This window comes from Ensifer sp. Root127, assembly GCF_001425225.1.
Taxonomy (GTDB): Bacteria; Pseudomonadota; Alphaproteobacteria; order Rhizobiales; family Rhizobiaceae; genus Ensifer; species Ensifer canadensis.
In genome coordinates, this window is the sequence record NZ_LMDX01000014.1 from 22,877 (window position 1) to 48,321 (window position 25,445).

The window sequence follows — 25,445 nt, forward strand, 5'->3', positions numbered from 1 at the left end:
TCGAACGGTTAGCGTCGAATGCCCGACGACAGCGGCGCTCTCATCTCAATCGCCGCCCGTCGGCTTCGCATTCAGTCGTCCAGTCGCAGCCGGAAGCGGGCGGAAAAATCGCCCTCCCACCACATCGGAAAGTTCGTTCCCCACTTGTTGTTGTGAATGTTGAAACGAACGCCTTCGCTGAAGTCCGGCAATGTCTTGCAGAACGTCATGAAGTCCCAAGCCTCGGGCGCGACCAGGGGCGTGTCGAGCGGCTCGATCGACAACGAACCACCCGAAGCAAGATCGCCGCGAACGCCGGTGACCGCCTGAAGTTGCGCGCCGCCACCGTCAGCGACGTTGCCGGATTTGTGCCAGAGCCCCATCTTTCGCAGGCTCCACGCGACATCCCCTGCTGGCATAAAGGAGAGAAAGCTCGCCTCCGGCATGCGGTTGGCGCTTTTTGCGTGCAAGGTCAGGTGAAGTTCGAGCGTGTCGTCTTCGCCTGAGAAGGCGAGAGCGATATGGCGCGGCGCCCCGTAACCGGCAACCGCCTGCTCAGGCATGGACAGAAGCAGGCCGGATGCGTCCGCTGCCTGAAAGGTCGGTGTAAAGACACGGGAGAGAGCCGCGCCGGACCGGGCAAGACCCGGCTTGTCGTGATCGAGGATCGCCCATTCCTGGCGATGAGTCAGATAGGTGTCCATGTGCCTGTTGACGTCGGTAGCGTCGTAGCTCTCGTAGCGATAGGCGATCAGCGAACCTGACCGGCCAGCCAGGGACCTCCCGGACGGGGCGGTCAGCGAAAGAATGTCTCCGGTCGAAGGCTCGAGCTCGATCGACCAGCTGCCACAGGCGAGACTGGTCCGTCTGTCTCCTCTGGCTATCAGGGCCGGTACGGTCAATTCGGCCAAGGCGGCATCGGCTGCCGCTGCGTCCGGGCCGTCGAGCACTGAGCGAGCGTCATCAAGATAGGCGCGCTGTTCGCGCCAGGAGGCTTCCGTATAGGCAAAGCGGTGGTCGGTCTTGCGGGCGGCCTCAAAGTCGGGCCGGGACCAGGCCGTGTCGTCGCGCAGATAGGATTTGATATCGACGCCGCAGGTATGTTCGGCCGCCATCGTCAGCTTCTGCCCGAAAGCCAGGCGGCTGGCGGTCAGGCCTTCGGCTGCGAACCGGTCGTAAAGCCGTTGAAGCGCCAGGAAACGGGCGGTCTTTACCGGATCGGAGGCGCTGCCGTGGATCCAGCTGTCGCCAAGCTCGTGCTCGACGACGGGAAAGGCTTCCCGCGCATCCCAGATCAACCCGCCATAGTCCTCGAGTGTTGCGGCGCGGACCGTTGCATCGGGATGCTCGCGACGCATGTCGCGATAGACCTCGGCGGTCTGCGGCACGCTTTGCGGACCGATATTGTCGCTTGTATGGGCAAAGCTCAGGCCGTCGGCAAAACCTTCGGGGAAATAAGTCTCCCCATAGGATCGCTGATACATGACGACGATTTCTGCGCCGCCGGGCGCACGCCAGCGAAAGATGTCAGGTGTTTCAGGCGGCGGCGACGCGGTGTTGACGCCGAGATGCAGGAAGCGAATGCCGGCTTCGGCCAGCAGCGGCACCATGCCGAGCGTATGCCCCGGCACGTCCGTCATCTTGGCCGCAGTCGTCTTCTTGCCGAACCTCCGGTCGAGTTCCTGTGAATAGGAAAGGCCGGCGCGAAAGAGCTCCGGCGACATCAACTCCGTATGTGTGGTGAACGGCAGGCCATGCCAGCGGATCAGTCCGAGATCGATTGCCCGCTCGAGCTTCTTCACCTCCGCGGCCGAGCGCGACGTCAGGTGATCCCAGATCAGCCAGGCACCGGTCGTCCAGACGAACTTCGGATCTCGCGGATCCTCGGCATAAAAATGCTCGGCCGTCTCGATCGCCTGCGGAATGAACCGGTCGTGGTACTGGCGACGCACCTTTTCCGCGTGATCGGTGAAGCCAATGTCGAGATGGGTCTTGAAGACCAGATGCACGCGTTTTTCTGTCATGTTCTTCCATTCAGCCGACGGTGCCGCGAACGACGAGGCGGGTGGTCAAGGTTTCGACCAGGGGGTCGGCATCCGGCGTCTTGAGACGTCGAAGGATCAACCGGACAAGGGCGCGAACGCGATCGTCGAGATCGATGCGGACGGTGGTCAAATTGTAACTTTTCCAATGTGCCTGCGGGATGTCGTCGAAACCGACGACCTTGACATCGCCAGGCACTGAAAGGCCGAGTTCGTGCCTGAGGGCATCGATCGCGCCGAACGCCCCGACGTCGTTGGCCGCAAAGATCGCGTCGGCGCCGGATCCGACCCGGAAGAGATCAAGCGTCGAGCGATAGGCGGTGTCGTAGGTGTAGTCACCGGGGACGATAACCGGCGGCGCCATGCCGCGCTCGGCCAGCACCTGCGCGATCATCCTTTCCCGTTCCGTATTGGCAAGAGACTGCCTCTTGCCGCCGAGATAGGCGATGCGACGGGCACCATAGCCTTGCAGCAAGGCGATTGCCTGTTCGATGCCGTCCTTCTGCCGCACGAGAAGACGGTCATAGAGTGTATCGGACGCCCTGCCGGCAAACGCATCCGCGTCGTCATAGATCACGTAGATCGGAACGGCACGATCGAGAAAGCCGCTCAGAACATCAGGCTCGATATTCTCGGTAAAGGCGATGACGGAGTCGGGATTGAAGCCGCGCATATAGGTCAGCAGCATCGGATCCATGCTGAAGTCGGCCTTCGCCTTGAACAGAAGCGTGGCGAAGCCCTCTGCCTGCAGCGCGGTCGTCAAGGCGTCGATCTCCTGGCTTTCCCAGGGGCTGCAGACATCGGGAACGATCATGCCGACGAGATGCGAGCGCCTGGTTACCAGCGAACGCGCGGCCATGTCAGGCGTATAGTTCAGCTCACGTGCCACCTTCAGGATGCGATCTCGCTTCTCCGGCTTCAGGGACGCATTCGGATTGAAGGCGCGCGAGACAGCGACGCGCGAGACATTGGCCTCTCGTGCCACCAGATCGGCCGTGGCGCGTCCTGCTTTCCTGTCGGTTTTCTCGCTCATGGGGTAGTGCTCTGCGCAAAAATGAAAACGTGTTCAATTCAACCTGCACCAATGATCGCGCTTCCGTCAAGATATCAGTAGAAATCACCTCATAGACGGCAAAACCCGAAGAGCATGAACACGTATAAGCCTCGTCACCAGAATCCACTTCATGGCGTGTTGACAAAAATGAAAGCGTGTTCATTCTTAAGTCCAGACGGGATGGGATTGACCGGAGGAGGCCGATTCCAGCCCGGATGCACCGCAGCCGAAACGGTCCGGAGAACCGGACCACCGTGGGAGGAGTTTCAATGCGCAGAAGGATTCAGTCATATTTGCTGAGCGCGGCGGCCATCATGGCCCTGTCCGGGCCGGCGATGGCAACCGAGCTCAACATCACCTGCCGATGCGTTGTCGGCGGGGTCAACAGCGGCATGGCCGAGTGGATCGAAAACAAGGTCATTCCGGCCTTTACCGCCAAGATGAAGGCCGAAGGCAAGGACGTCACCGTCAAGCTCAATCAGTTCGGCGGCGAGGACGAGCAGCTGACACAGCAGCTCGCGCTTGACTTCTCCACCGGGGCTGGCCCGGATGTCTCCGGCTTCGATGGCTTCCTGATCCCGAGCTTCGTCCAGGGCGGGCTGTTGAAATCGCTTGAAGAAGTGGCCGGCGCCGACGTCAATGCCTGGGAAGGCTGGAGCCACATTTCCGACGGCACCAAGGCGTTGATGAGCTATCAGGGCAAGCCTTACGGCATCGCGCTCGGCACCGACGCGCGCATGATCTTCGTGCGCAAGGACCTGTTCCAGAAGGCGGGCCTCGACGCGGCGGCGTGGCAGCCGAAATCCTGGGACGAACTGCTCGACGCCGCGCGCAAGATCAAGGCGGCGGCGCCGGATTCCTTCCCGCTGCAGCTGAATGCCGGCGTCTCCATGGGCGAGGCCACGACCATGCAGGGCTACTGGATGGCGCTGCTCGGCACCGGCGAGCAGGTCACAGACGATGCCGGCAAATACATCGTCTCCAGCCAGGGCATCCTCGATACACTGAAGCTCTACAAGACCATCTATGTCGACGACAAGCTCGGCGACCAGCGCGCCCAGCTCTTGGCCGACGGGCGCAATCGCACCTTCGCCAACTTCCGCGACGGCAAGACCGCCATGCTGGTGGAGGGCGACTGGTTCTATCGTTCCGTCACCGCACCGGACGCCGAGTTCGCGGTCGCCGACCGTGACAATGTCATGACCTGGAAGAAGATGCCGGCGGCGCAACCAGGCAAGGGCCTGCGCGGCCAGGACTTCGTCACCATGTCCGGCGGCACCGGCTTCGTCATCAACCCGCATACCGACGCCCCGAAGGAATCCTGGGAGCTCTTGTCTTTCATGAACAGCCAGGAGCAGCTCACCGCCTTCCAGGAGATCCAGCCGGCGATCCGCATTCGAAACGACGTCACCATCCCCAACTCGCCGTTCCTGACCGAGACCGCCGAGGTCCTGCTGCCCATCACCACGGCACGTCCCAATGACGCCAACTACAACAAGGTCTCGACCGAGATCCAGCGCATGACCGAAAGCGTCGTCTCGGGCGAACTGTCGCCGGAAGACGCGATGGCCCAGTACAAGGCCGCCGTGATCGCCATCGTCGGTGAAGAGAACACGGTCAGCCGTCTCTGATCGGGCCTGATATCACCGGTCGGCCGATCGGCCGGCCGGTGATCTTGCCGAACCGCTTTGCCCTGCAATGGGAAACTCAACGCATGAAGAAATTCTCGCTGCTGTCCACGCGGGCGGGCGCCCTTTTTCTGGCTCCCGCAACGGCATTGGTCGGTGTTTTCGTCATCATCCCCTTCTTCTGGGTGATCTTCGTTTCCTTCACCAACAGGACATTGCTTGGACGGACCGCGCTCGACCCGGATTTCGTGGGTCTCCAGAACTATTTCACCCTCTTCAATCCTGCCACCTTTTTCACCCGCGGCCAGTTCGGCTTTTCGCTGATCCTGACGATCCAGTTCGTGCTGCTCTCCGCACTCATCGGCCAGGCGCTGCTCGGGTTGATCCTCGCCTGGCTCAGCCAGTCCGTGTCGCCCGGTATGAAGTCCTTTCTGCAGACGACCGTCATTGCCGCCTGGATCCTGCCGGAAGTGGTCATCGGCTTCGCCTGGTTCGCATTCCTCGACTATGACAGCGGAACGCTGAACATGATCATGCGCGGTCTCGGCCTGCCGCCGGGAGACTGGCTGCTGCAGCAGCCCTTCTGGGTCATCGTGTTCTTCAACACCTGGCGGGGGGCTGCCTTCTCGATGATGCTGTTCAACTCGGCATTCCAGTCGATCCCGCCGAGCTATTTCCAGGCGGCGGATGTCGCCGGCGCAACCTCCTGGCAGAAGCTGCGCGATATCGCCCTGCCGCTGATCCGCGGCCATGTGGTCACCGATCTGATCCTCATCACCATGTGGACCTTCAATGTCTTCACGCCGTTCCTTCTGACCAATGGCGGGCCGTCCTACCGGACCGAACTGTTGTCGATCTACACCTACCGCATCGCCTTCAAGGATTTCGAGTTCGGCAAGGGCGCGGCCGTCGGCGTGGTCATCATGCTCATCAACCTGGCTTTCGCACTCGTCTATCTGAGGCTTGCCCACAAGAAGCCGGCGGAGGCCGAATGATGCCTTTCTCTTCCCGTATCTACTTCCGCCGCATGGGCTTTTCGGTGGTCGCCGCCCTGCTCGGCACCATCTTCGCGCTACCGCTCGTCTGGTTCCTCTTCGCGCCGTTCAACGCCCGCGCCGAACTCGGCCTTGCCATCCCGGAACCCTTCACGTTCGCCAATTTTGCTACGGTGTTTCAGAACACCTTCGCCATGCAGGCGCTGTTCAACAGCTTGGTGCAGGCCTTCGGCGGCGTCGTCCTCGTCGGCGCGGCAGCAACGCTTGCGGCTTATGCGCTTTCCCGCTCGCCAATCCCCGGAAAAGGCGCAGTCACCTATGTGCTCTTGCTGTTCTCGTCGGTGGTCTCCGGCTCGGCTGCGATGGTGCCGATCTTCCTGATCGTTTCGGCGGCCGGGCTCATCGACACACATCTCGCCGTCATTCTCGTCTTTGCCGGCGGGCTCTTGCCGACGGCAATGTTCATTCTGCGCGACTTCATCGACGCCATCCCGCGCTCCTATGAAGAAAGCGCGATGGTTGCAGGCGCGTCTCCGCTGCAGGCGTTCTTCGACGTGGCTCTGCCGGTGATCCGGCCGGGTATCGTCGTGGTCGTCGTCTGGGCCTTCGTCAACATCTGGGGAAGCTTCCTGATCCCCTTCATCCTCTTGCGCAGCGACAGCCTGATGCCCGCCTCCGTCGCCATCTATTCCTTCTATTCCGAGGCCGGCACGCCGATCGTCACGCTGCTTGCCGCCTACTCGCTCATCTATTCGCTCCCTGTCATCGCGCTCTACCTCTTCGTGAACTGGAAGTTCGGTTTCCGGTTCTTCGGTGGCATCAAGTCGTAATCGGAAAACCAGTCTCATGGCCTCTGTCGAATTCCAGAACGTTTCCAAGAGCTTCGGCGCCTTCAACGCCCTGCCAGACATCAGCTTCTCGATCGCTGACGGCGAGTTCGTCTGCCTGCTCGGGCCATCCGGCTGCGGCAAGACCACGAGCCTGCGCATGATCGCCGGGCTCGAAACGCCGACCTCCGGCAAGGTTCTGATCGGCGGCAAGGACGTGACCTACCTGCACCCGAAGGATCGGCAGATCTCCATGGTCTTTCAGGACTATGCGCTCTATCCGCACATGAACCTCGCCGACAACATCGCCTATCCGTTGAAGGTGCGCGGCGAAGCGGAGGACAAGCGTCACGCCCGCGCAAAGGAGGTCGCCGACGTCCTGAAGATCGGCGATCTGATGAAGCGCCTGCCAAGCCAGATCTCCGGCGGCCAGCAGCAGCGCACGTCGCTTGCGCGTGCGCTCGTCTATCCGAGCCAGGTCTATCTCTTTGACGAGCCGCTCTCCAACCTCGACGCCAAGCTGCGCCTGGAAGCACGCGGGTTTCTCAACCACCTGCAGCGCGACATGGGCATGACCGCCGTCTACGTCACCCACGACCAGGCGGAAGCGATGGCGCTCGCCACCCGCATCGCGGTCATGGACAAGGGCCGGATCGTCCAGTTCGCACCGCCGATCGAGATCTATCGGCGGCCGGCCACCACCTTCGTTGCCAATTTCGTCGGCAACCCGCCGATGAACCTCGTGCCGGCGCAGGCTGCAATCATCGACGGAAAGCTGCAGCTTCGCGCCGAGGGGCTGTCGGTCGCGGCACTGCCGGTTTCCGACGCCATCGCCAAGGCGGTCGACGCCAAGACGATGACGCTCGGCGTTCGCCCGGAGCACCTGCGCATTGCCCGGCCCGACGACGGCAACATCATCACCGGCGAGCTTTTCGCCAACGAGAACATGGGGCCGGAAAGCCTGGTGACAATCGAGCGGAAGGATGCCGGCCGCGTCACGGCCCGCATCTTCACCGACGACGAGATCCGGGTGGACAAGACAGTGCGACTTTCCTTCGACGCCGAACACGTCACGCTGTTCGACAGCAGCGGCGCCCGCATTCCCGTCCCCGGCGAATAGGCAGGATCGCCGCGAATGATGACAACCACCGTTCACGTGACACGCGCCGACCAGGCCGCCAACCCGTATCTCTACGTGCCCTTCGACGTACCCGAGGGCACGACCCACATCGATGTCACCATGGCCTATGCCAGGGCAGAGGACTGCATCATCGATCTCGGGGTGCTTGATCCGCGCGCGACCGACTATCCAAGCCATGCCGGCTTTCGCGGCTGGAGCGGCGGCGCCCGCGACCGCTTTTTCGTCGCAACGGACGACGCCACGCCCGGCTACATCCACGGGGAGATGCCGGTCGGTCGCTGGCAGGTCATGCTCGGCCTTTACAAGCTTCCGCCAGAAGGTGCCGATGTCACGCTGACGTTCAGCCATGACAATGCGCCCCGCGCGCTGGAACCGCAGCCCGCACGCACCTTCCCCGTCAGGAAGGCGGCCGGCTGGTATCGCGGCGATCTGCACTGTCACACCTTCCACTCCGATGCGGCAGGCTCGCCCGAATTGCTGCACGCCGCCGCCAAGCAGGCCGGGCTCGACTTTCTCGCCGTCGCCGACCACAACACCATCAGCCAGCGCCGCTATTTCCATCCCAACTCGTCCGCCGACCTCGTCTTTGTGCGTGCGATGGAGGTGACGACCGCAGTCGGCCATGCCAACGTCTTTGGCGTCGACGACTGGATCGATTTCCGCATGACCCGGCCCGAGCATGGGCACACGCTTGCCGACATGGTGCATGAGCGCGGCGGCATGCTGTCGATCAACCACGACAAGCCGACGATCCCCTGGGATTACGACGTGCCGGAGATCGACTGCATGGAAGTCTGGCAATCTCACTGGATGGCCTGGAACTGGGTATCGCTCGGCCGGTATCAGCAGCGGCTGGCTTCGGGCAAGAAAATCTCGGCAATCGGCGGCAGCGACTTCCACCAGCCGGCCCGGCTGATGCCCGAAGGGCCGCTCGTGCTTGCGCGACCGACGACGGTGCTGTGGCTCGACGAACTTTCTGAAAACGCGATCCTCGCCGCGATGAAGGCCGGGCTTGGCTATATCACCGAGAGCCCTGATGGACCGCATTTGGCACTTTCGGTCGATGGCCAGCCGATGGGCTCGACGATCCGAGGGCCCGTCGACGCGAAGGCCGACGTTCACGGAGCAAAAGGCGATCGGCTGCTCTGGTTCGACGCGACAGGGCAGATTGCCGATCAACTCATCGAAGACGACCGCTGGGTCGGACAATTCTCCGGGCGGCCGAGCCTGTTCCTGCGCGCCGAAATCGCAGCAGAGAAGAGCCGGCCGCAGATAATCGGCGATTTCACCGCGGCCCTTGGCGGCGGGTTGCCCTGGCAACTGACCGAAGTGGAACTGCAACAACAGACCGTGCGCCGCGCCATCAGCAATCCGATCTATGTGGCGTGAGCATTTCCAGGAAAAGTGCGAAGCGGTTTTCCGTTAGGAAATGCTTGGAAACAAAGAGGTAGAGCGTTTCCGTGACTCCGTTTAAATCGGAAACGCTCTAGGGCTAGAAAAAGGGTCGCAGGGCCAGCTCCGCGCCAAGAAGCAGCAGACCGACCAGGAACCACCGGCGAAACGTGGTCGGGCTGACCAGACGGCGGATCGCCTGCCCGGCCCACATGCCGGCCAGCGCCGGCACGATGGCAACCACCGACAGGAGCAGGTTGTCGGCCTCCAACGCCCCACGCCACAGCAGACCTGCCGCAAGCGTCATCGTTGACACGGTAAAGGAGAGGCCGAGCGCCTGGATCAGGTCGTCCTTCTCCAGACCAAGGGCCTGCAGATACGGCACCGCCGGCATGACGAAGACGCCGGTGCAGCCGGTGACCACGCCCGTAATCATGCCGATAGGCGGAGACAACCTCACCTCGGCCCTTGCCGGCACTGAGAACGGGCGCGCCATGAGCGTATATCCGGCATAGACCACAAGCGCCGCCCCGAGCATGGCTGTCGACAGGGCCGTATCGCCGCCCGCGAGAAGAGCCGTGCCGAGGATGGTACCGATGCCGATCGCCAGCATCATCGGCCAGAGCCGCAGCATCAGCGGGCCGAGGGCCGGACCCGCCAGCAGTTGCCAGACATTTGTCACGAGGGACGGCAGGATCAGCAGATTGGCGGCCGTAATCGGCGACAACAGCGCACCGAGCGCGCCCATGGCGACGGTGGGGAGCCCCATACCCGTCACGCCCTTGACCACGCCGGCGAGGAAAAAGGCGGTGGCGATTGCGCCGGTGAGCCATGTGGAGAGTTCGATCATGGCTCTAAAGTCATGAAGCATTGCGACAGCGCAATGCGGATGATCTGCAGGTTGGCTTCGGCTATGCCGAAGGCACATTTGCCGCTATCGTGCCGGCATGCGCTTCGATCTGATCGACCTTCGCCTGTTTCTTGCCGTCGTCGAGGCAGGCAGCATCACCCACGGCGCCGGGGTCGCGAACCTCTCCCTGGCCGCCGCCAGCGAGCGGCTGCGCGGCATGGAGGAGAACGGCGGCGTAAAACTTCTGGCGCGCGGCCGCAGGGGCGTATCCACGACCGCCGCCGGCGATGCGCTCGCCCATCATGCCCGGCTCGTACTGCGCCAGATGGAGCATATGCATGGGGAGCTCGGCGAATACGCCAGGGGATTGCGGGCGAGCATTCGCCTTCTCGCCAACACCGCCGCGATCACCGAGTTCCTGCCCGGCCGTCTTGGGCCTTGGCTTCGCGCCCACTCGCAAACCGATATCGACCTGAAGGAGCGCCAGAGCGCGGACATCGTCAAGGCCGTCTCAGGTGGCCGGGCTGAGATCGGCATCATCTCGGATGCCGTCGACGCGACCGGCCTGCGCCTCATCCCCTTCGCGATCGACCGGCTGGTTGCCGTGGTCGCCAAGAACCATGTTCTTGCAGAAACAAGACAGATCAGCTTCACGGATCTGCTCGACCACGCCTTCGTCGGCCTTGCGGAAGGCAGTGCCCTGCAGGCCCATATCGAGGGCCAGGCGACCCGCATCGGCCGCCGGATGAGCTACCGCCTGCGCGTGCGCAGCTTCGAGGATGTCTGCGGTCTGGCCGCACAGGATGTCGGTGTCGGCATCGTCCCGCAGACAGCTGCGCGCCGATGCCGTCGCACGGCGATTTCCGCCCTCCGCCTGACCGACAAGTGGGCGACGCGTCGCCTGTCGATCTGCCTGCGGCCAGACGAAGACCTCTCGCCGCTCGCCCGCGACCTGGTCGAGCATCTCGGCAATTTCAAGCCGGACTGACCGTCGAGGCGACCCGTAGCGGTCGATCAGTAGCCTCTGGCAGCACCCGCGCCGATGCGACTGTCGACCGCACCGTTGTAGCGGGCGCCACCGCCGTCCTTGATTTCGGCCAGGCTTTCGCCGCCAACAAGGATGCCGGTCGCCTGCCCCCAGATGCTCCAGCTCTTGTCGATCTGCACATCATGGCCCATCTCCGAGAGAAGCTTGCGCGTATCGGGCGAAAGGGCGTAGGGCTCCATGAACACCTTGTCCGGTAGCCACTGATGATGGATGCGCGGCGCGTCGACGGCCTCCTGGATGTTCATGCCGTGATCGACCACGTTGAGGATCGCCTCGAGCGTGATCGTAATGATGCGCGCTCCGCCGGGGCTGCCGATCACCATGAACGGCTTGCCGTCCTTGGAGACGATGGTCGGGCTCATCGATGAAAGCGGTGTCTTGCCCGGTGCGATCGCGTTCGCCTCGCCCTGAACGAGCCCGTAAAGATTGGGAGCACCCGGCTTCGCTGTGAAATCGTCCATCTCGTTGTTGAGCAGAATGCCGGTTCCTGGAGCGACCACGCCGGCGCCAAAAGAACCGTTCAGCGTATAGGTAACGGCGACCGCGTTGCCCTCGTCGTCGATGATCGAATAGTGGGTGGTCTCCTTGCTTTCTGCGAACCCCTCCGGCATCAGCGCCTGCGAGACGCCAGCCTTGAACGGGTCGATCTTGCCGCGGATCTCAGCCGCGTAAGCCTTGTCGAGCAGTTTGGCGACTGGGTTCTCGACGAAATCGGGGTCTCCAAGCGTCGTGTTGCGATCGACATAGGCATGGCGCATGGCCTCGATCATCGCATGCACGGTTTCGGCCGAGCCGTAACCGAGATAGGAGATCGGATAACCCTCGAGAATGTTGAGGATCTCGCAGATGATGACGCCACCCGAGGATGGCGGCGGCGAAGAGACGATGTCATAACCACGATAGTTGCATTTGACCGGCTCAAGCTCGCGCACGGCGTATTGCTCGAAATCCTTCTTGGCGAGGATGCCGCCCTTGTCAGCACTTGCCTTGACGATGGCATCGGCGATCGGCCCCTTGTAGAAGGCGTCGGTTCCCTTTTCGGAGATGCTTGTAAGCGAGGCGGCGAGATCCGCCTGGACCAGTGTCTCGCCGACGGCAAAGGGTTTTCCGTCGGGCTTCAGAAAGATTGCTGCCGCTGCCGGGTCCTTGGCCAGCCTTTCGGTTTCGCCGTCAAAGGAATCGACATCGCCCTGCTCCAGCCGAAAGCCGTCCTTGGCAAGGGCGATGGCAGGCGCGATCAGCTCTTTCAGCGGACGCGTACCATAGCGGCTTCGCGCGACTTCGAAGCCCATCACCGGCCCAGGAACGCCGACGGCCAGATATCCTTCGGTGCTCAGGCCATCGACCAATTGCTTCTTGTCATCGAGATACATGGTCTTGGTCGCAGCAGCGGGCGCCCGCTCGCGAAAATCGAGGAAGGTGGTCTTGCCGTCCTTGAAACGGATCGTCATGAAGCCGCCGCCGCCGATGTTGCCGGCGGTCGGATAGAGCACCGCAAGCGCATAGCCGACGGCAACGGCAGCATCGACGGCGTTGCCGCCCTTTTTCAGGACCTCGACGCCGATGTCCGACGCCAGATGCTGGGCGGTGACGACCATGCCGTGCTCGGCTTTGACCGGCTCCGGCGAGGCGGCCCTGACGGCCGATGGCGAAACCGAGCCGAGTGCGGCGATAAGGGTGAAGGACAGAACATTCAGGCAGGAACTGCGCATGCTTTTCTCCCGCGACAACAGGTTTTGCTGGCAATTGACGCCCTCGATTAAGGGCGGCGGCATCGAAGTTCGCAAAGGCACCACGCATCACGCGGCGGACAACAGTCCGGCCATCGGGCGAGAGGCTTGTTCAGAAATTGAAGCCTTGGCCGGAGTATAGACATGTGCGGACGGCACGGGCAATCGCCGCCTGACGATCATGATCGGCGAACAATTCGAATGCGAAGACGATCGGCTTACCATTGCTCTGTCATTGCAGCGACGCTACCCCAGTGAGTACCGGGTCGCGACAAGCCGGAGTGCAGCCGATGACCGCATCCTAGCGACCACCAAATTTTTGCCATTGCCATGAACAACCTTGGCTGTGACAGTTCGCTCCAGGGATCTGGTATCATCCGCATCCGGATTTCTGCACGAGGACACTAAACGGGAAGAAGGTCGCATGATCGAAGGCCGTTGCCATTGCAAGTCGGTTCGCCTTTCCGTCCGTGTCCGCCCTGACACACTTGGCAGCTGCAACTGTTCGCTGTGTTCAAGACTAGGCACGCTTTGGGGCTATTACAACGCAGAAGAGGTTTCGATCAGCGACCCGCAGGGCAAGCTCGTCGGCTACGTCCAAGGCGATGCCACGTTGACGATGCACCATTGCGGCACCTGCGGTTGCACCACCCATTGGTCGCCGATCGGCACTGACGCGACGCGCATGGGTGTCAACATGCGCCTGTTCGATCGATCCGTCTGGGAAGACATACCCCACCGGCTCATCGACGGCGCCAGATGATAGGTGCCACTCTCTTCCTACTGCATGTTTCCTTAAATCCTATTCGATTTGAGGATAAAAACATGCAGCAATCCAGCGCTACAGCGACATTTGCGCGTCTAATAAGACGCGCGGCGCTGTAGGGCGCCTTGCCTGCACGACAGTCCTGCAGAAACGGTGCTAGGCCGCCGAGGCTGCGCCGCCACGCTCGCTGGCCGCCTTGGCATATTGGGCGTCACGGCTCTCCTTTGTGGCGTATCGCGCCCGCTTCTGCTCGTACATGCTGAGGTCCGCTCGCTTGACCAGCGCCTCCATCGATTCGCCGGTATCGCTGGTCGAAACGCCGAGCGATATGCTGAGGGGAGCGTTGGAATAGAACTGGTTGTTGATCTTCAACAGTTCGTTGATCGTCTCGACCATGGTGGCCGCTGCCAGCCGGTCGGCACCCGGCATCAGGATGGCGAACTCGTCGCCGCCGATGCGGGCGGCATGGTTGGGCTGCGACACCGCACCGTTCAACACTTCGCCGAGCCGGCGCAGGAGGGCATCACCGGCGTCGTGGCCAAGCTGGTCGTTGGCCGCTTTCAGGCCATCAAGATCGATGACGATGGCCGAGACCGGGCGAAGCGACTTGCGCTCCAGCCTGTTCAGCTCGTCCATGTAGAAGGCGCGGTTGTGCAGCTTGGTCAGCACGTCATGCTTGCCGAGATATTCGAGATAGGCCTCGGCCTTCTTGCGTGCGGTGATATCGGTCAACGCCACCTGGACCAGCGACCAGTCGCCTTCATGGCCCGGAAGCACGGAGAATTGCAGCAGGACGTGGCGCTCGGAACCGTCGAGCGCATAATTGACCACCTCGCGGTGGTGCAGAAGATTGCCGTTCCACAGCTCGATCAACTGCTCCTTGAAGTGCTTCTCCATCTCGTTGCGGAAAATGTCGCCGAGACGCTGCAGCAACGTGTTCCGATCCGGCGCGCAGAACAGGTCGAGCGTCGCCTGGTTGATGTCGATGACCCTGATCTCGCTCATGCACTGGCGCACGAACTCCGGATGGACGTCCGTGAACACGCGAAAATCGACGATCCCTCGATGACGGACATCCTCGAGCAGCAACTTGATGCGACTGAAGTCCTCGACCCACAACGACACCGGCGAATGCTCGAAGATACCTTCGGCGTAACGGCGGTTGGCCAGTTCGTTGCGGCGCGCCTCCTCACGCGCCGTGACATCTTCCGTCGTCAGCAGCAACCGGCCGAGCGTGTTCTCGTATCCTGGTAGCACCGAGCCGCGCAGCTGAATGTCGAGCCTGCGGCCAGACAGCGTGTAGTTGACCGCGCTGCTGCTGAACTCGGTCTTGCCCTCCCACAATTCGGCAAGCTCATTGACATGGCTGTCGAGCATTTCATCGCGAAAGACCTTCGACAGGTTCGCGGAGAGGTGATCGAGATCCCTGGCTTCAAACAGGTCCAGTGTCCGGCGATTGACCTGCAGGACACGAATTTGGCTGGAGCAGGCGGCGACACGCGTCAAGTCTTCTCTGAGATAGGCGCGGATATCGACCACGCCCTCGGCCCGCCAACGATCGAACTGCGTTGTGACCCCGCTGAAATCCTCGATCCACATCGCGATCGGCGCCAGATCAAAAATATTGGTGTCGGAAGAACCTGTCATTACTGTTCCATCTCGGTTCGCGGGGAGAGGGTTCCGTGCAAGGCGCATCGCCTTTGAGTGCATTCTAACGGTCTTTAAGTAAAGATGCCTAAATCCTCAACCGCAGATCGCCGCGCGCCCCTCGCTGCTTGCCAATCTGCAGAGTGACGAGCCCGACTGGAAAAGGACTATGTTATTCCAACCGCCCACGCCACCTGCCGGTGGCCGGCGTGATTGTTTTCGGACCAACTTCAGGTGAAAGCGGTAATCTGCCTAAGCAAGATCACCTCCCCGACATCGGAACCGCCGACCCGCCACCCTTGCAGCAATCGCGGCGGTCTCTATCTCACGGCGTTCACGCAGGAACAGAATGGGATATCCAATGACCTTTCGCGACCTTGATCTGACTTGTGTTGAAAGCCACGGGATCCCATCGCTTCCGGAGCCGCACGAACATGGCTACGTCGAAAACGAAGGCGCACGCATCTGGTATGCGAGCCATGGTTCCGGCCCCGCAGTCATCCTGCTGCATGGTGGCATGGGAAACAGCGGAAACTGGGGCTATCAGGTCCCGGCAATCGTCGAAGCCGGCTATCGCGCTGTCATCATCGACAGCCGCGGCCACGGCCGCAGCACACGCGACGCACGTGAATACAGCTACCAGCTGATGGCCGCCGATACCCGCGCCGTCATGGATCGGCTAGGGATCGAGAAGGCCGCGATCGTCGGCTGGAGCGATGGCGCCGATACCGCCCTGATCCTCGCCCAAGAAACGCCCGAGCGCGTTGCCGGCATTTTCTTCTTCGCCTGCAACGTCGACGATACAGGCACCAAACCGTTCGTGTTCACGCCTGTTATCGGCCGCATCTGGCAGCAACATCAGAAGGACTACGCCGCATTCTCGGCGACGCCAGGTGATTTCGACGCGCTCTCGGCAGCCGTCGAAACGATGCAGCGGACACAGCCCAACCTGTCGGCGGCAGCACTTGCCGGTATCTCCGTGCCCGTGGCCGCGGTCCTTGGCGAATTTGACGAATTCATCGAGCAGGAGCACATGACCTATCTCGCCAAAACGCTACCTGACGCGACGCTTCACGTCCTTCCCGGTCTCAGCCATTTTGCCCCATTGCAGGGTCCCGATGTTTTCAATGGCGCCGTGATGACGTTCTTGACGAGCATCTTGCGCTAGCGCCCTACGCGATCCCGAGAGCCGTCCTTTCGAAGGGACGTCTTCAAACCGACGATAATGGTGGCTCGTGTCGATTGCGCGCGATACAACCGGGGAGCGATCAGGAGGAAAGAATGCGGAAGTCAGATTATCCCAAGGGCACGGTGTCCCGTCTCAGCGTCGACAGCGACGTGCTTAAAAGCAACAGGCTCGGGGATCCGAGCCGCCGCGACGTCGATGTCTATATCCCGGCAAACCATGATGGCGCCGGCCTGCCTTTGCTCGTCGATCTCGTCGGCTTTACGGCCGGCGGCCCACTGCACACCGCCTGGAAAGCCTTCTTCGAGAACGTCCCGGAGCGCCTGGACCGGCTGATTGCGACCGGGCAGATGCCGCCGGTGGTCGTCGCCTTTCCCGATTGCTTCACTTCTCTTGGCGGCAACCAATATGTCAACAGCGAGGTCGTCGGCCGTTGGGAGGATTTCCTCATCGACGAGATGCTTCCGGCAGTCGAAACCCGCTTCGGCTGCGGCGGCACCGGACGGCGCGGCGTTTTTGGAAAAAGCTCGGGTGGCTACGGCGCGTTCTCCCACGCCTTCCGGCGGCCGGATGTCTGGGCTGCGGCAGCGAGCCATTCCGGAGACGCCGGCTTCGACCTGATGGCGGCTGACTTTCCCATGGTGCTGCGCGCGCTTGCGCGGCATGATCTCTCGATTGAAAGCTGGTTTCGAGCCTATGAGGCCCGGGAGAAACATGCCGATGAGGACATCCCCGTCCTCCTCGTTTTGGCCCAGGCGGCAAGCTACGACCCCGATCCCAACCTCGAGGCCTTCAAAGGCCTGCGGCTCCCGGTCGATCTGGAGACCTGCGAGCTCATCGACGACCGCTGGCAGAATTGGATGGCGTGCGATCCCGTTGAGCTCGCCAAGACCCATGGGCACAACATCGGCAAGCTCAAGGCCTTCTACATGGATTGCGGCACTGTGGATCAGTACAATCTGCTCTACGGCAATCGCCGCATCCATCGGACGCTGAAGCAACTCGGCATCGAACACACCTATGAGGAGTTCGAGGACAACCACAATTCGGTCGATTACCGCATGGATGTCAGCCTGCCCTTCCTTGCCAAGGCGCTGCAGTAACGAGCGTCAATGGCCCGACCGGAAGCAAACGCCGGCCGGCCATGGTGTCTCGAGATGCGGCGATACCTGATGGCGGTCGCCCTCGTTTCTGTCGAGTTTAAGCGGCACGCCGATCGTGGCGACCCTCTTCGATCTCCTCGACGATCTTGGCAACAAAGGCGTCGAGATCGTCTGGCGAGCGGGAGGTGACGATACCGTGGTCGCTGACGACCTTCAGATCGACCCATTGCGCGCCAGCATTCTCGACATCCTTGCGGATGGAGGCATAGGACGTTGCCTTGCGCCCCTTCAAGGCGTCGGCTTCGACAAGCAGCCACGGCGCATGACAGATGGCTGCCACCACCTTGCCCGACTGCACGAAATCGGTGACGACGCGCATCGCGTCGGGGTTCTTCCTTAGCAGGTCCGGGTTGATCTGCCCGCCTGGCAGCACAAGCGCATCAAAATCTCGCACGAACACGTCCTTTGCCGTCAGGTCGACGTCAACGGTGTCGCCCCAGTCGCCCTTGTCCCAACTCTTGATGGCCCGTTTTTCCAGCGATGCGATGGTCACTTTGGCGCCGCGCTTTGACAGTTCGTCGCGCGGGACGTGCAGTTCCGAGCGCTCGTAGCCGTCGGTAGCGAGGATCAGAATTTTGGCTGTGTCGATCGATGGCATGGCGAAGTCCTTCCCGGTTTGTGAACCCAGGGGTAGAACCGGCTGCGAATGAAATGGTTCCGACCTTCTGCAAGCCCTTCAGGGCGCAAGCAACCAGAACACCAGCCCGGAAAGAAGGATGAAAAGGGCGATCAGCCTGGCGAAGCGCTGCATGCCGTGGGATGTGTCGTCGCCCAAAAGCGCGTTCCACAAGGCTCCGCCGGAAGCATCGACGTCGGTGGTTGCCGCAGACGCCGGCGCTTGTTGCGCTGACACTGCCGAACTGTAATCGTGAGGACGCGGCTGCCGGTTCACCGTTGTGGATTCGTCAAAATAAACCCCGGCGCTAACAATCCCGCCGTCGCCGGCATCTGCCACCTGGCTCTCACGAAACACGCGATCCTCCGGCTCCGGTCGTCCCAACAGCGCGTGAAGCCAGGCACGGCGCGCCTGAGCCGTCGCCGCGTGACGTGGCCATTGCGCTGACGGCAGCAGCATTGCGGACGTGCGTCTGCCTTTCGGGTGACGGACTGACATCTTGGGGCCTCCCGTAACAACAATACACCGGAAACGCGTTTGTTCCATCACAACACGGTTCACCGCCCGGAAAACGCGAAGGGCGGCAGACGTCTCGTGACCACAGCACCTGCAAGCTGACGAACGGCAGGCCCGCCGCCGCCCGATGCGGGAGAGCCCCGAAATAGAAAAGGCGCTCGACCCTTGACGGGGAGCGCCTTTTCTTGACCCGGACAACGTCAAACGCGCGGGCTTAGCCGCTGCAGGACGCCATCGATACGGGTAGTGATGCCCTAGATAGTCAGTGGCTCAGGGTTTTCAAGGCCCAATCATGATTATCCCGGAAATTGTTTGATCGGCACGGCAAAGACACTTTGTCGGGCCGGATCCGATCGGGATTTCTTCCACTCGGCGGTCCGTAATGAAGCATGGATGAACGCATTGTCGGGACAGATAGGCAAAGTCGTAATCAGGATGGCACGATCGCGTCCGCCAGCTTGAGCCGTCGCCAGTCGCTTGGCGCCATGCCGGTACGCAAGCGGAAGAAACGGGAGAAGTAGGCGGCATCCTTCAGTCCGATCTCGTAGGCTATATCTTCCAGTGATCGAACGGTGAAAAGCAACAGACGTTTGGCTTCCAGCAGCCGGCGCTCATTGATCAGTTCCTTCACCTGCATCCCGAACGCGGCATTGCTGGCCTTGGCAAGCAGGTGCGGGGTGGTCGCAAGAGCACTCGTATAGCGCCCAACCGTCCAGTTCTCGCGAAAATGCGCATCGATCATGCGCCGCAACTGTGTTGCGAGCATCATATCGGGGGACTGCGACGGCGATGGCGCGGCGGTGGCAAGGCGCGCGATCTGCGTCAGGATCGCCGATACCAGCGATGCCATCATCGACTGGGTACCGAAAGCTCCCGTGCCGTACTCCTCTGCGATCATGTCCATCAATGACGATAGGCGCTGCCACTGCCGGTCGTCCCGGGCGCCGGCAACCATGATCGGCGCATCGAGCGCCAGGACTGTTCTCTCCCGGGCGGACAGCATCAAGCCGTCGGCGATCGATATTACGAAAGCATCGCTTTCCAGCGGTTCGACGGAGAAACCGTGCACGATACCGCTCGGCACGAAGCTGACGGCTGGCGCGGAAAAGTCCAAAACCTTGTCTTCGATGAAATACGACCCACGTCCGCGAAACCAGTAGGTCACCTGGGCAAGTTGATCGTGCTTATGGGCCTTGACCCGCCCTTGATGCAGTCCACGCCGAGCCATCACCGTTTCGACGTGGAAGAACCCCGGTTCGAGCTGTTGTTCTGGTTCGCCGTAGACAAAGAAGCTTGGAATGATGTCGGCCATTAACCACCCGAAAAAGTGCAAGTCATTTTGGCATTCTGTCCATGGCTGCCTCGACAATCAATGCCTAGTCTTGACGAAACTCAAGGAGGAGAACCATGAGAGCCGAGGACTTTCGCGCCGACAAGGCGCGCCCGTTTACCGGGGCCGAATATCTCGAAAGCCTGCGTGACGGTCGCGAGGTCTATATCAACGGCGAGCGCATCGCCGATGTGACAACGCACCCGGCCATGCGCAATTCGGCCCGATCGCTGGCCAGGCTCTACGATGCGCTGCACGACCCGGCGAGGAAAGAGGCCCTGACCGCCCCCACCGACACCGGCTCCGGCGGCTACACCCACAAATATTTCCGCGTCGCCCGATCGTCTGCCGACCTCGTTGCCCAGCAGGGCGCCATCGCCGAATGGGCGCGCATGTCCTACGGCTGGATGGGACGCACGGCCGATTACAAGGCGGCGCTGATGAACACGCTTGGTGCCAACGCCTCGTGGTACGGACCCTTCAAGGACAATGCGCTCGCCTGGCACAAGCGCGCCCAGGAAGCGGCGCTGTTCATGAACCACGCGATCGTCAACCCGCCGATCGACCGGCATAAACCTGCCGATGCGGTGAAAGACGTGTTCGTTCATATCACCAAGGAAACCGATGCCGGCATCTATGTCTCCGGCGCCAAGGTGGTGGCGACGTCGTCGGCGCTGACACACTATAATTTCCTTGCCCAGAGCTCGGCGACCGTGACCGAGGATCCGTCGCTCTCGGTGATGTTCATCGTCCCGATGAATGCGCCGGGGATCAAGATGTTCTGCCGGGTTTCCTACGAACAGACGGCCAACACCGTCGGCCACCCCTTCGACTATCCGCTGTCGTCGCGCTTCGACGAAAACGACGCCATCCTTGTGCTCGACAATGTCTTCGTGCCCTGGGAGGACGTGCTCGTGCTGCGCGATGCCGCCAAGATCCTTTCGTTTCATCCGGCATCGGGCTTCATGCACGGCTACTGCTTCCAGGGTTGCACCCGCTTTGCCGTCAAGCTCGACTTCCTCGCCGGCCTGCTGGCCAAAGCGCTGCGGGCAACCGGCGGCGACGCGTTTCGCGGCAACCAGGCAGCCCTTGGCGAGGTCATCGCGCTTCGGCACATGTTCTGGAGCTTTTCCAATGCCATGGCCTACAACCCCATCCCGTGGGCGGATGGCGCCGTTCTGCCCAATTTCGAAGCCGCACTCTCTTACCGAACGTTCATGTCGGAAGCCTATCCGCGAGTGGTCGACACCATTCGCCGGGTTATCGCCTCCGGCCTCATCTACCTGCCGTCGTCGGTCAAGGATTTCGGCAATGGCGAGATCGATCGCTACCTCGCGCAATTTGTCCGCGGCTCCAACGACATGGGCCATATCGAGCGCATCAAGATCATGAAGCTGCTGTGGGACGCGACCGGCACCGAGTTCGGCGGGCGCCATGCGCTCTATGAACTCAACTATGCCGGCGCGCCTGAAGAAGTCCGCCTGCAGGTGCTGAAGGGCGCCGAGCGCGGCGGACGCCTGACGGAGATGGAAGCCCTCGTCGACACCTGCATGAGCGACTACGACCAGCATGGCTGGACCGGCGACACCTGGCTGCCGCCAATTGGCGCCGAGACGCCGATCCGCAATGCGGCCGAGTGAGGCGATTGCCATGGAAACGGCGATCTCGAAGACCGAATTCCGCAACGCGATGGCGCGGGTCTGTGCGCCCGTCAATGTCGTCACCACCAATGGACCCGCCGGGCGCGGCGGGTTCACTGCAACGGCGATGTGCTCGGTGACCGACGACCCGCCGAGCCTGCTCGTCTGCATGAACCGGAACTCGACGCAATGCGGCCTGTTCATCGACAACCGCCGCTTCTGCGTCAATGTGCTCAGCCACGACCACACCGAGCTCGCCGGCCATTTCGCCGGCGCGACACGGGACATGGCAACCCGCTATGCCGCCGCCGACTGGGTCGAGATGCAGTCGGGAAGTCTCGCTGTGAAGGATGCGATCGTCTCGCTCGATTGCGAACTGGCGGAAGCAAGATTGCTCGGCACCCACCACATCCTGATCGGCCGCGTCGTCGGCATAAGATCGCGCAGCGACGGCAACGCGCTCCTCTACTTCGATCGCAACTACGTGCACGTGCCAACACAGCTCGGCAGTTTCGGCGGGTAGAATACCGAAATACAAAAACGAAATGGGCCGGTGTTCAACTCCGGCCCGTTTCGTTTGGTGGCGATTATTCGCTGCCCTCAGAGCTGGATCCAGGCGGTCTTGAGGTCGGTGTATTTGTCGAGCGCGTGCAGTGACTTGTCGTGGCCATTGCCCGACTGCTTCACTCCGCCAAGCGGCACCGTATTGTCGGCGCCGCCATAGGTGTTGACATGCACGACGCCGGCCCGAATAGAGCGCACAATGCGATGCGCCCGCGACAGGTTCGCGGTCCAGACGGCCGCCGCAAGCCCGTATTCGGTGCCATTGGCGATGCGGAGCGCGTCGGCTTCATCGTCGACGGGGATGATCGAGAGGATCGGCCCAAAGACTTCTTCTCTGGCGAGCGTCATGCCCGGATCGACGTCAAAAATCGTCGGCTGCATGTAGAAGCCGCCCGTTTCCTCGAGGATACGCTTGCCGCCGGTCCGCAGCCGCGCGCCCTCCTCCACCGCCTGCTGGGCGAAACCGAGGTTCTTCTCGAGCTGGATTTCGCTGGAGATCGCACCGGCTTCGGTTGCCAGCAGCAGCGGATCGCCGACCTTCATGTTTGCTGCGATCGCCGCAACCTTTTCGGCAAAGGTCTCGTGGATCGATCGCTCCACCAGCAGGCGCGAGCCGGCGACACAGACCTGGCCGGAGTTGCGGAAGATGCCATAGGCTGAGATTTTCGCCGCCTGATCGAGATCCGGGGCATCGGCAAAGACGATGTTGGGCGACTTGCCGCCTAGCTCCAGATAGACGCGCTTGAGGTTGGATCGCGCCGAATACTCCAGCAGCCGCCGACCGACGCTTCCCGAACCGGTAAAGGCCAGCACGTCGATATCGGCATGGAGGCCGATCGCCTCGCCGGTGACTGATCCCCTTCCCGTCACGACATTCAACACGCCCTCAGGCAGGCCGGCTTCGGCGCAAAGTCCGGCGAGCCGCAGCAAAGTCAGTGACGCGCCCTCTGCAGGCTTCAGAATGACCGAATTGCCGGCCGCGAGCGCCGGCGCGATCTTCCAGGCGCCAATCATCAGCGGAAAGTTCCAGGGAACGATAGCGGCGACAGCACCGACGGGTTCGCGATGAACGAGCCCGAGTACGTTATCAGCGGTCGGCGCGATCTCGCCGTAGACCTTGTCGATCGCCTCGGCATAGTAGCGAAAGGTACCGGCGGCGCTGCCTGGCTCAGCCTTCAGCGCCATCGAAATTTCGGTGCCATTGTCACGTACGCCGAGAACGGCAAGTTCGAGAGCATTTTTCTCGATGAGTTCGGCTATGCGCAGAAGCACCTTCTTGCGCTCCGCCGGTGCAGCCCTCGACCATGTGCCCTTCTCAAAGGCCGCCCGGGCGGCACGCGCAGCGGCATCGACGTCGTCGACATCAGCATCGGCGATGGTCGTGAGGCGCGTGCCATCGATCGGGGAAATGACATCCAGCGTCCTGCCGGACTGTGCGTCGCGCCAATTGCCGCCGATGAAAAGCTTTTGCGACGGCACCACATTGCGGCGCAACTGGTCGATTTTTTCCTGCATGTTTCCCGTTCCATGTGTCAGGCGGAAGAGCGGCCGATCGCTCGGCCGCCCCTATCGGATCAGATCTCCTGGCCGGCGCCAAGCCGGGCAAATTCGAGCGGACGGCCCGATTTGAGCATCGCTGCCAAGCCAAGCCCGATGACGCCGGCGATAACGACAAGTCCGGGCAGCAAGACCGCAAGCAGACCGGTGGCGCCGGCGAGGTCGCCGAAGTTGATCGCAATGGCGATGATCACTGCAATCAGGATGATGCCTGTGATGACCGGGATGATCTTGGTCACCAGGGTGTTCGATTCCAATCCCGGATTGCGATTGAAGAATGCGACGATGGCAAAGGCGGTAAACGCCATCAGCACCATCACGGCCAGCGTGCCGACATTGGTCAGCCAGGAAAACAGCGCCAGCACCGGATCCTGTCCGGTTGCCGCAAACAGCGCAACGACAAGCACAGCTGTAATCGTCTGGATGACCGAGCCGGCGTGCGGGCTATGGTAGACCGGATGGGTGACGCCGATCGAAGCCGGCAACAGGCGCTCGCGGCCAGCGACGTAGAGATAGCGGGCGACACCATTGTGAAACGCCAACACGCCGGCAAACAGGCTGGTGACGAAGAGTACATTCATGATCGGCGGCAGCCAGCCTCCGGCATAACGTTCCGCCAGGCCGAAGAGGAAGGTTGTCGGATCGGCAAGGCCCTGCAATTCCGGCACCAGCTTGTCGGCACCGGCCGCATTGACCATCAGCCAGGATGTCAGCATGTAGAAGACGCCGATGATCAGCACGGAGATATAGGTCGCGCGCGGCACGGTCCGGTGCGGGTCGCGGGCTTCCTCGCTGTAGATCGTCGTCGCCTCGAAGCCGATGAAGGCGGCAAAGCAGAACAGGATGCCGATCGACGGTGAGCCTGACATGAGCGCCGAAGGCGTAAACGACGTCATTGTCAGGCCGCTGTCGCCGCCCTTGGCGATGATTGCGACGTCGATGACAAGCACGACCAGATATTCGAGGATGACCAGCACCGTCAGCACTTTCGCTGACAGGTCGACGCGGCGGTAGCCGAGAACACCGACGATGGCGATGCCGATAAAGGTCCAGACCCACCAGGGCAGGTCGATGCCGAGCCCGGCGAAAAGGCCCGCGGTCGCCGCGCCGAACAGACCGAAGACACCGATCTGCATCGCGTTATAGGCGAGGATCGCAATCATCGCGGCGGCACCGCCCATCAACCCGCCGAGCCCCTGCGCGGTATAGGCGTAGAAGGCGCCGGCGTTGCGGATATGCCGCGCCATGGCGACGTAGCCGATCGAAAACATCAGAAGGATCAGCGTGACCAGCAGAAACGTGCCGGGAATGCCGGCGCCGTTGCCGAGCAGCATTGCCAGCGGCACGCCGCCGGCGACCGCCGTCAGCGGCGCGGCGGCCGATACCACGAGAAATGTGACGGCACCGACCCCGAGCGCATTCCTGCGCAACTGGTTGGCGCCGGTTGCGGGCGACGATTGATTGTCCATAGCTTCTTAGCTCCCCTTTTCTTGGCACTATTTGCCTTCGCCTCAGGTCCATCTCTCCAAAGGCATCCTCCGCGAAGCTGCTGCTGACCGTGTTGCTTTTTGTTCTTGGTCGCGCGCATTAATCGGTTCAATATTCAAACCGTTGCTTCAAATATAGACTTGCAAATGCCACGGCGACCTGTCAAGTTATTTCGCATGTTAAGTATCTCGGCTGGATAAAAACGCGATACGGGCGGCCAAACCGCCTGGGAATCAAGGGAACAGGCATCGGGATCACTGGCGGCGGCGCTCAACGACGGAGGACT

At 61.8% G+C, this 25,445-nt stretch carries 22 protein-coding genes; 12 read left to right on the forward strand and 10 right to left on the reverse strand.

Annotated features, from left to right (window positions below; translation table 11 throughout):
- Window positions 1-71: 71 nt before the first annotated feature.
- Together ASD03_RS17625 and ASD03_RS17630 are read right to left on the reverse strand one after the other, a co-directional pair.
- Window positions 72-2,003, reverse strand: coding sequence for a DUF5054 domain-containing protein (locus tag ASD03_RS17625; protein WP_057214544.1), 1,932 nt, complete (start codon window positions 2,001-2,003; stop codon window positions 72-74).
- Window positions 2,004-2,013: 10 nt separating this feature from the next.
- Window positions 2,014-3,054 carry a LacI family DNA-binding transcriptional regulator gene (locus ASD03_RS17630; protein WP_057214547.1) on the reverse strand — a complete coding sequence of 347 codons (1,041 nt, stop codon included), beginning with the start codon at window positions 3,052-3,054 and terminating at the stop codon, window positions 2,014-2,016.
- 290 nt (window positions 3,055-3,344) lie between these two features.
- Between ASD03_RS17630 and ASD03_RS17635 the strand changes: the two genes are divergently transcribed.
- The 5 genes from ASD03_RS17635 to ASD03_RS17655 all read left to right on the forward strand — a co-directional run bounded on the left by ASD03_RS17635 (window position 3,345) and on the right by ASD03_RS17655 (window position 9,055).
- On the forward strand, window positions 3,345-4,706 hold the full coding sequence (locus ASD03_RS17635) for an extracellular solute-binding protein (RefSeq protein ID WP_057214549.1): 1,362 nt from the start codon (window positions 3,345-3,347) through the stop codon (window positions 4,704-4,706).
- A gap of 83 nt (window positions 4,707-4,789) precedes the next feature.
- Window positions 4,790-5,698, forward strand: coding sequence for a sugar ABC transporter permease (locus tag ASD03_RS17640; RefSeq protein WP_057214552.1), 909 nt, complete (start codon window positions 4,790-4,792; stop codon window positions 5,696-5,698).
- On the forward strand, window positions 5,698-6,528 hold the full coding sequence (locus tag ASD03_RS17645) for a carbohydrate ABC transporter permease (RefSeq protein ID WP_025428295.1): 831 nt from the start codon (window positions 5,698-5,700) through the stop codon (window positions 6,526-6,528). Before ASD03_RS17640 ends, ASD03_RS17645 begins: the two co-directional genes overlap by 1 nt.
- Before the next feature lie 16 nt (window positions 6,529-6,544).
- Window positions 6,545-7,645, forward strand: coding sequence for an ABC transporter ATP-binding protein (locus ASD03_RS17650; protein WP_057214555.1), 1,101 nt, complete (start codon window positions 6,545-6,547; stop codon window positions 7,643-7,645).
- Between the two features lie 15 nt (window positions 7,646-7,660).
- Window positions 7,661-9,055 (forward strand): CehA/McbA family metallohydrolase, encoded by a 1,395-nt coding sequence (locus ASD03_RS17655; RefSeq protein WP_057214558.1) that lies wholly within the window; start codon window positions 7,661-7,663, stop codon window positions 9,053-9,055.
- 103 nt (window positions 9,056-9,158) lie between these two features.
- On the opposite strand, the gene ASD03_RS17660 is transcribed toward ASD03_RS17655, so the two are convergent.
- The gene (locus ASD03_RS17660; RefSeq protein ID WP_057214561.1) at window positions 9,159-9,908 is read right to left on the reverse strand and encodes a sulfite exporter TauE/SafE family protein; all 750 of its coding nucleotides are present in this window, start codon (window positions 9,906-9,908) and stop codon (window positions 9,159-9,161) included.
- A gap of 97 nt (window positions 9,909-10,005) precedes the next feature.
- Here ASD03_RS17660 and ASD03_RS17665 point away from each other — a divergent pair, with 97 nt between their 5' ends.
- The gene (locus tag ASD03_RS17665; protein WP_057207350.1) at window positions 10,006-10,896 is read left to right on the forward strand and encodes a LysR family transcriptional regulator; all 891 of its coding nucleotides are present in this window, start codon (window positions 10,006-10,008) and stop codon (window positions 10,894-10,896) included.
- A gap of 26 nt (window positions 10,897-10,922) precedes the next feature.
- Here the strand turns inward: ASD03_RS17665 and ggt are convergent, their stop codons facing one another.
- The gene (ggt, locus tag ASD03_RS17670; protein ID WP_057207351.1) at window positions 10,923-12,668 is read right to left on the reverse strand and encodes a gamma-glutamyltransferase; all 1,746 of its coding nucleotides are present in this window, start codon (window positions 12,666-12,668) and stop codon (window positions 10,923-10,925) included.
- Between ggt and ASD03_RS39025 the strand changes: the two genes are divergently transcribed.
- Window positions 12,667-12,828 carry a hypothetical protein gene (locus tag ASD03_RS39025; RefSeq protein WP_156407979.1) on the forward strand — a complete coding sequence of 54 codons (162 nt, stop codon included), beginning with the start codon at window positions 12,667-12,669 and terminating at the stop codon, window positions 12,826-12,828. The genes ggt and ASD03_RS39025 overlap by 2 nt on opposite strands.
- A 282-nt stretch (window positions 12,829-13,110) precedes the next feature.
- The gene (locus ASD03_RS17675; RefSeq protein ID WP_057214564.1) at window positions 13,111-13,449 is read left to right on the forward strand and encodes a GFA family protein; all 339 of its coding nucleotides are present in this window, start codon (window positions 13,111-13,113) and stop codon (window positions 13,447-13,449) included.
- Window positions 13,450-13,608: 159 nt separating this feature from the next.
- Here the strand turns inward: ASD03_RS17675 and ASD03_RS17680 are convergent, their stop codons facing one another.
- Window positions 13,609-15,099: a sensor domain-containing diguanylate cyclase gene (locus tag ASD03_RS17680; RefSeq protein ID WP_057214568.1), complete on the reverse strand. Its 1,491-nt coding sequence runs from the start codon at window positions 15,097-15,099 to the stop codon at window positions 13,609-13,611.
- Window positions 15,100-15,460: 361 nt separating this feature from the next.
- Here ASD03_RS17680 and ASD03_RS17685 point away from each other — a divergent pair, with 361 nt between their 5' ends.
- A complete protein-coding gene (locus tag ASD03_RS17685; protein ID WP_057214571.1) occupies window positions 15,461-16,267 on the forward strand; it encodes an alpha/beta hydrolase in 807 nt (268 codons plus the stop codon).
- Window positions 16,268-16,380: 113 nt separating this feature from the next.
- Complete coding sequence (locus ASD03_RS17690) at window positions 16,381-17,388, forward strand: alpha/beta hydrolase-fold protein (protein ID WP_057214574.1); 1,008 nt, start codon at window positions 16,381-16,383, stop codon at window positions 17,386-17,388.
- A gap of 97 nt (window positions 17,389-17,485) precedes the next feature.
- Here the strand turns inward: ASD03_RS17690 and ASD03_RS17695 are convergent, their stop codons facing one another.
- From ASD03_RS17695 to ASD03_RS17705, 3 genes are all read right to left on the reverse strand, one after another.
- A complete protein-coding gene (locus ASD03_RS17695) occupies window positions 17,486-18,046 on the reverse strand; it encodes a type 1 glutamine amidotransferase domain-containing protein (RefSeq protein ID WP_057207356.1) in 561 nt (186 codons plus the stop codon).
- Window positions 18,047-18,124: 78 nt separating this feature from the next.
- Window positions 18,125-18,421: a hypothetical protein gene (locus tag ASD03_RS17700; RefSeq protein ID WP_156407980.1), complete on the reverse strand. Its 297-nt coding sequence runs from the start codon at window positions 18,419-18,421 to the stop codon at window positions 18,125-18,127.
- Between the two features lie 589 nt (window positions 18,422-19,010).
- Complete coding sequence (locus tag ASD03_RS17705; RefSeq protein WP_057214579.1) at window positions 19,011-19,892, reverse strand: helix-turn-helix domain-containing protein; 882 nt, start codon at window positions 19,890-19,892, stop codon at window positions 19,011-19,013.
- A 95-nt stretch (window positions 19,893-19,987) separates the two neighbouring features.
- Between ASD03_RS17705 and ASD03_RS17710 the strand changes: the two genes are divergently transcribed.
- The gene (locus ASD03_RS17710; RefSeq protein ID WP_057214583.1) at window positions 19,988-21,550 is read left to right on the forward strand and encodes a 4-hydroxyphenylacetate 3-hydroxylase N-terminal domain-containing protein; all 1,563 of its coding nucleotides are present in this window, start codon (window positions 19,988-19,990) and stop codon (window positions 21,548-21,550) included.
- Between the two features lie 10 nt (window positions 21,551-21,560).
- A complete protein-coding gene (locus ASD03_RS17715; protein ID WP_057207409.1) occupies window positions 21,561-22,073 on the forward strand; it encodes a flavin reductase in 513 nt (170 codons plus the stop codon).
- Window positions 22,074-22,150: 77 nt separating this feature from the next.
- On the opposite strand, the gene ASD03_RS17720 is transcribed toward ASD03_RS17715, so the two are convergent.
- Complete coding sequence (locus tag ASD03_RS17720; RefSeq protein ID WP_057214586.1) at window positions 22,151-23,629, reverse strand: aldehyde dehydrogenase; 1,479 nt, start codon at window positions 23,627-23,629, stop codon at window positions 22,151-22,153.
- A 59-nt stretch (window positions 23,630-23,688) separates the two neighbouring features.
- Window positions 23,689-25,140: an APC family permease gene (locus ASD03_RS17725; protein WP_057214589.1), complete on the reverse strand. Its 1,452-nt coding sequence runs from the start codon at window positions 25,138-25,140 to the stop codon at window positions 23,689-23,691.
- Window positions 25,141-25,445 lie beyond the last annotated feature (305 nt).

What these genes read in the sequence shown, in the direction of transcription:
- ASD03_RS17625 (WP_057214544.1), bottom strand. Translation starts at nt 2,003, where the DNA reads ATGACAGAAAAACGCGTGCATCTGGTCTTCAAGACCCATCTCGACATT.
- ASD03_RS17630 (WP_057214547.1), bottom strand. Translation starts at nt 3,054, where the DNA reads ATGAGCGAGAAAACCGACAGGAAAGCAGGACGCGCCACGGCCGATCTG.
- ASD03_RS17635 (WP_057214549.1), top strand. Translation starts at nt 3,345, where the DNA reads ATGCGCAGAAGGATTCAGTCATATTTGCTGAGCGCGGCGGCCATCATG.
- ASD03_RS17640 (WP_057214552.1), top strand. Translation starts at nt 4,790, where the DNA reads ATGAAGAAATTCTCGCTGCTGTCCACGCGGGCGGGCGCCCTTTTTCTG.
- ASD03_RS17645 (WP_025428295.1), top strand. Translation starts at nt 5,698, where the DNA reads ATGCCTTTCTCTTCCCGTATCTACTTCCGCCGCATGGGCTTTTCGGTG.
- ASD03_RS17650 (WP_057214555.1), top strand. Translation starts at nt 6,545, where the DNA reads ATGGCCTCTGTCGAATTCCAGAACGTTTCCAAGAGCTTCGGCGCCTTC.
- ASD03_RS17655 (WP_057214558.1), top strand. Translation starts at nt 7,661, where the DNA reads ATGATGACAACCACCGTTCACGTGACACGCGCCGACCAGGCCGCCAAC.
- ASD03_RS17660 (WP_057214561.1), bottom strand. Translation starts at nt 9,908, where the DNA reads ATGATCGAACTCTCCACATGGCTCACCGGCGCAATCGCCACCGCCTTT.
- ASD03_RS17665 (WP_057207350.1), top strand. Translation starts at nt 10,006, where the DNA reads ATGCGCTTCGATCTGATCGACCTTCGCCTGTTTCTTGCCGTCGTCGAG.
- ASD03_RS39025 (WP_156407979.1), top strand. Translation starts at nt 12,667, where the DNA reads ATGCTTTTCTCCCGCGACAACAGGTTTTGCTGGCAATTGACGCCCTCG.
- ggt (WP_057207351.1), bottom strand. Translation starts at nt 12,668, where the DNA reads ATGCGCAGTTCCTGCCTGAATGTTCTGTCCTTCACCCTTATCGCCGCA.
- ASD03_RS17675 (WP_057214564.1), top strand. Translation starts at nt 13,111, where the DNA reads ATGATCGAAGGCCGTTGCCATTGCAAGTCGGTTCGCCTTTCCGTCCGT.
- ASD03_RS17680 (WP_057214568.1), bottom strand. Translation starts at nt 15,099, where the DNA reads ATGACAGGTTCTTCCGACACCAATATTTTTGATCTGGCGCCGATCGCG.
- ASD03_RS17685 (WP_057214571.1), top strand. Translation starts at nt 15,461, where the DNA reads ATGACCTTTCGCGACCTTGATCTGACTTGTGTTGAAAGCCACGGGATC.
- ASD03_RS17690 (WP_057214574.1), top strand. Translation starts at nt 16,381, where the DNA reads ATGCGGAAGTCAGATTATCCCAAGGGCACGGTGTCCCGTCTCAGCGTC.
- ASD03_RS17695 (WP_057207356.1), bottom strand. Translation starts at nt 18,046, where the DNA reads ATGCCATCGATCGACACAGCCAAAATTCTGATCCTCGCTACCGACGGC.
- ASD03_RS17705 (WP_057214579.1), bottom strand. Translation starts at nt 19,892, where the DNA reads ATGGCCGACATCATTCCAAGCTTCTTTGTCTACGGCGAACCAGAACAA.
- ASD03_RS17710 (WP_057214583.1), top strand. Translation starts at nt 19,988, where the DNA reads ATGAGAGCCGAGGACTTTCGCGCCGACAAGGCGCGCCCGTTTACCGGG.
- ASD03_RS17715 (WP_057207409.1), top strand. Translation starts at nt 21,561, where the DNA reads ATGGAAACGGCGATCTCGAAGACCGAATTCCGCAACGCGATGGCGCGG.
- ASD03_RS17720 (WP_057214586.1), bottom strand. Translation starts at nt 23,629, where the DNA reads ATGCAGGAAAAAATCGACCAGTTGCGCCGCAATGTGGTGCCGTCGCAA.
- ASD03_RS17725 (WP_057214589.1), bottom strand. Translation starts at nt 25,140, where the DNA reads ATGGACAATCAATCGTCGCCCGCAACCGGCGCCAACCAGTTGCGCAGG.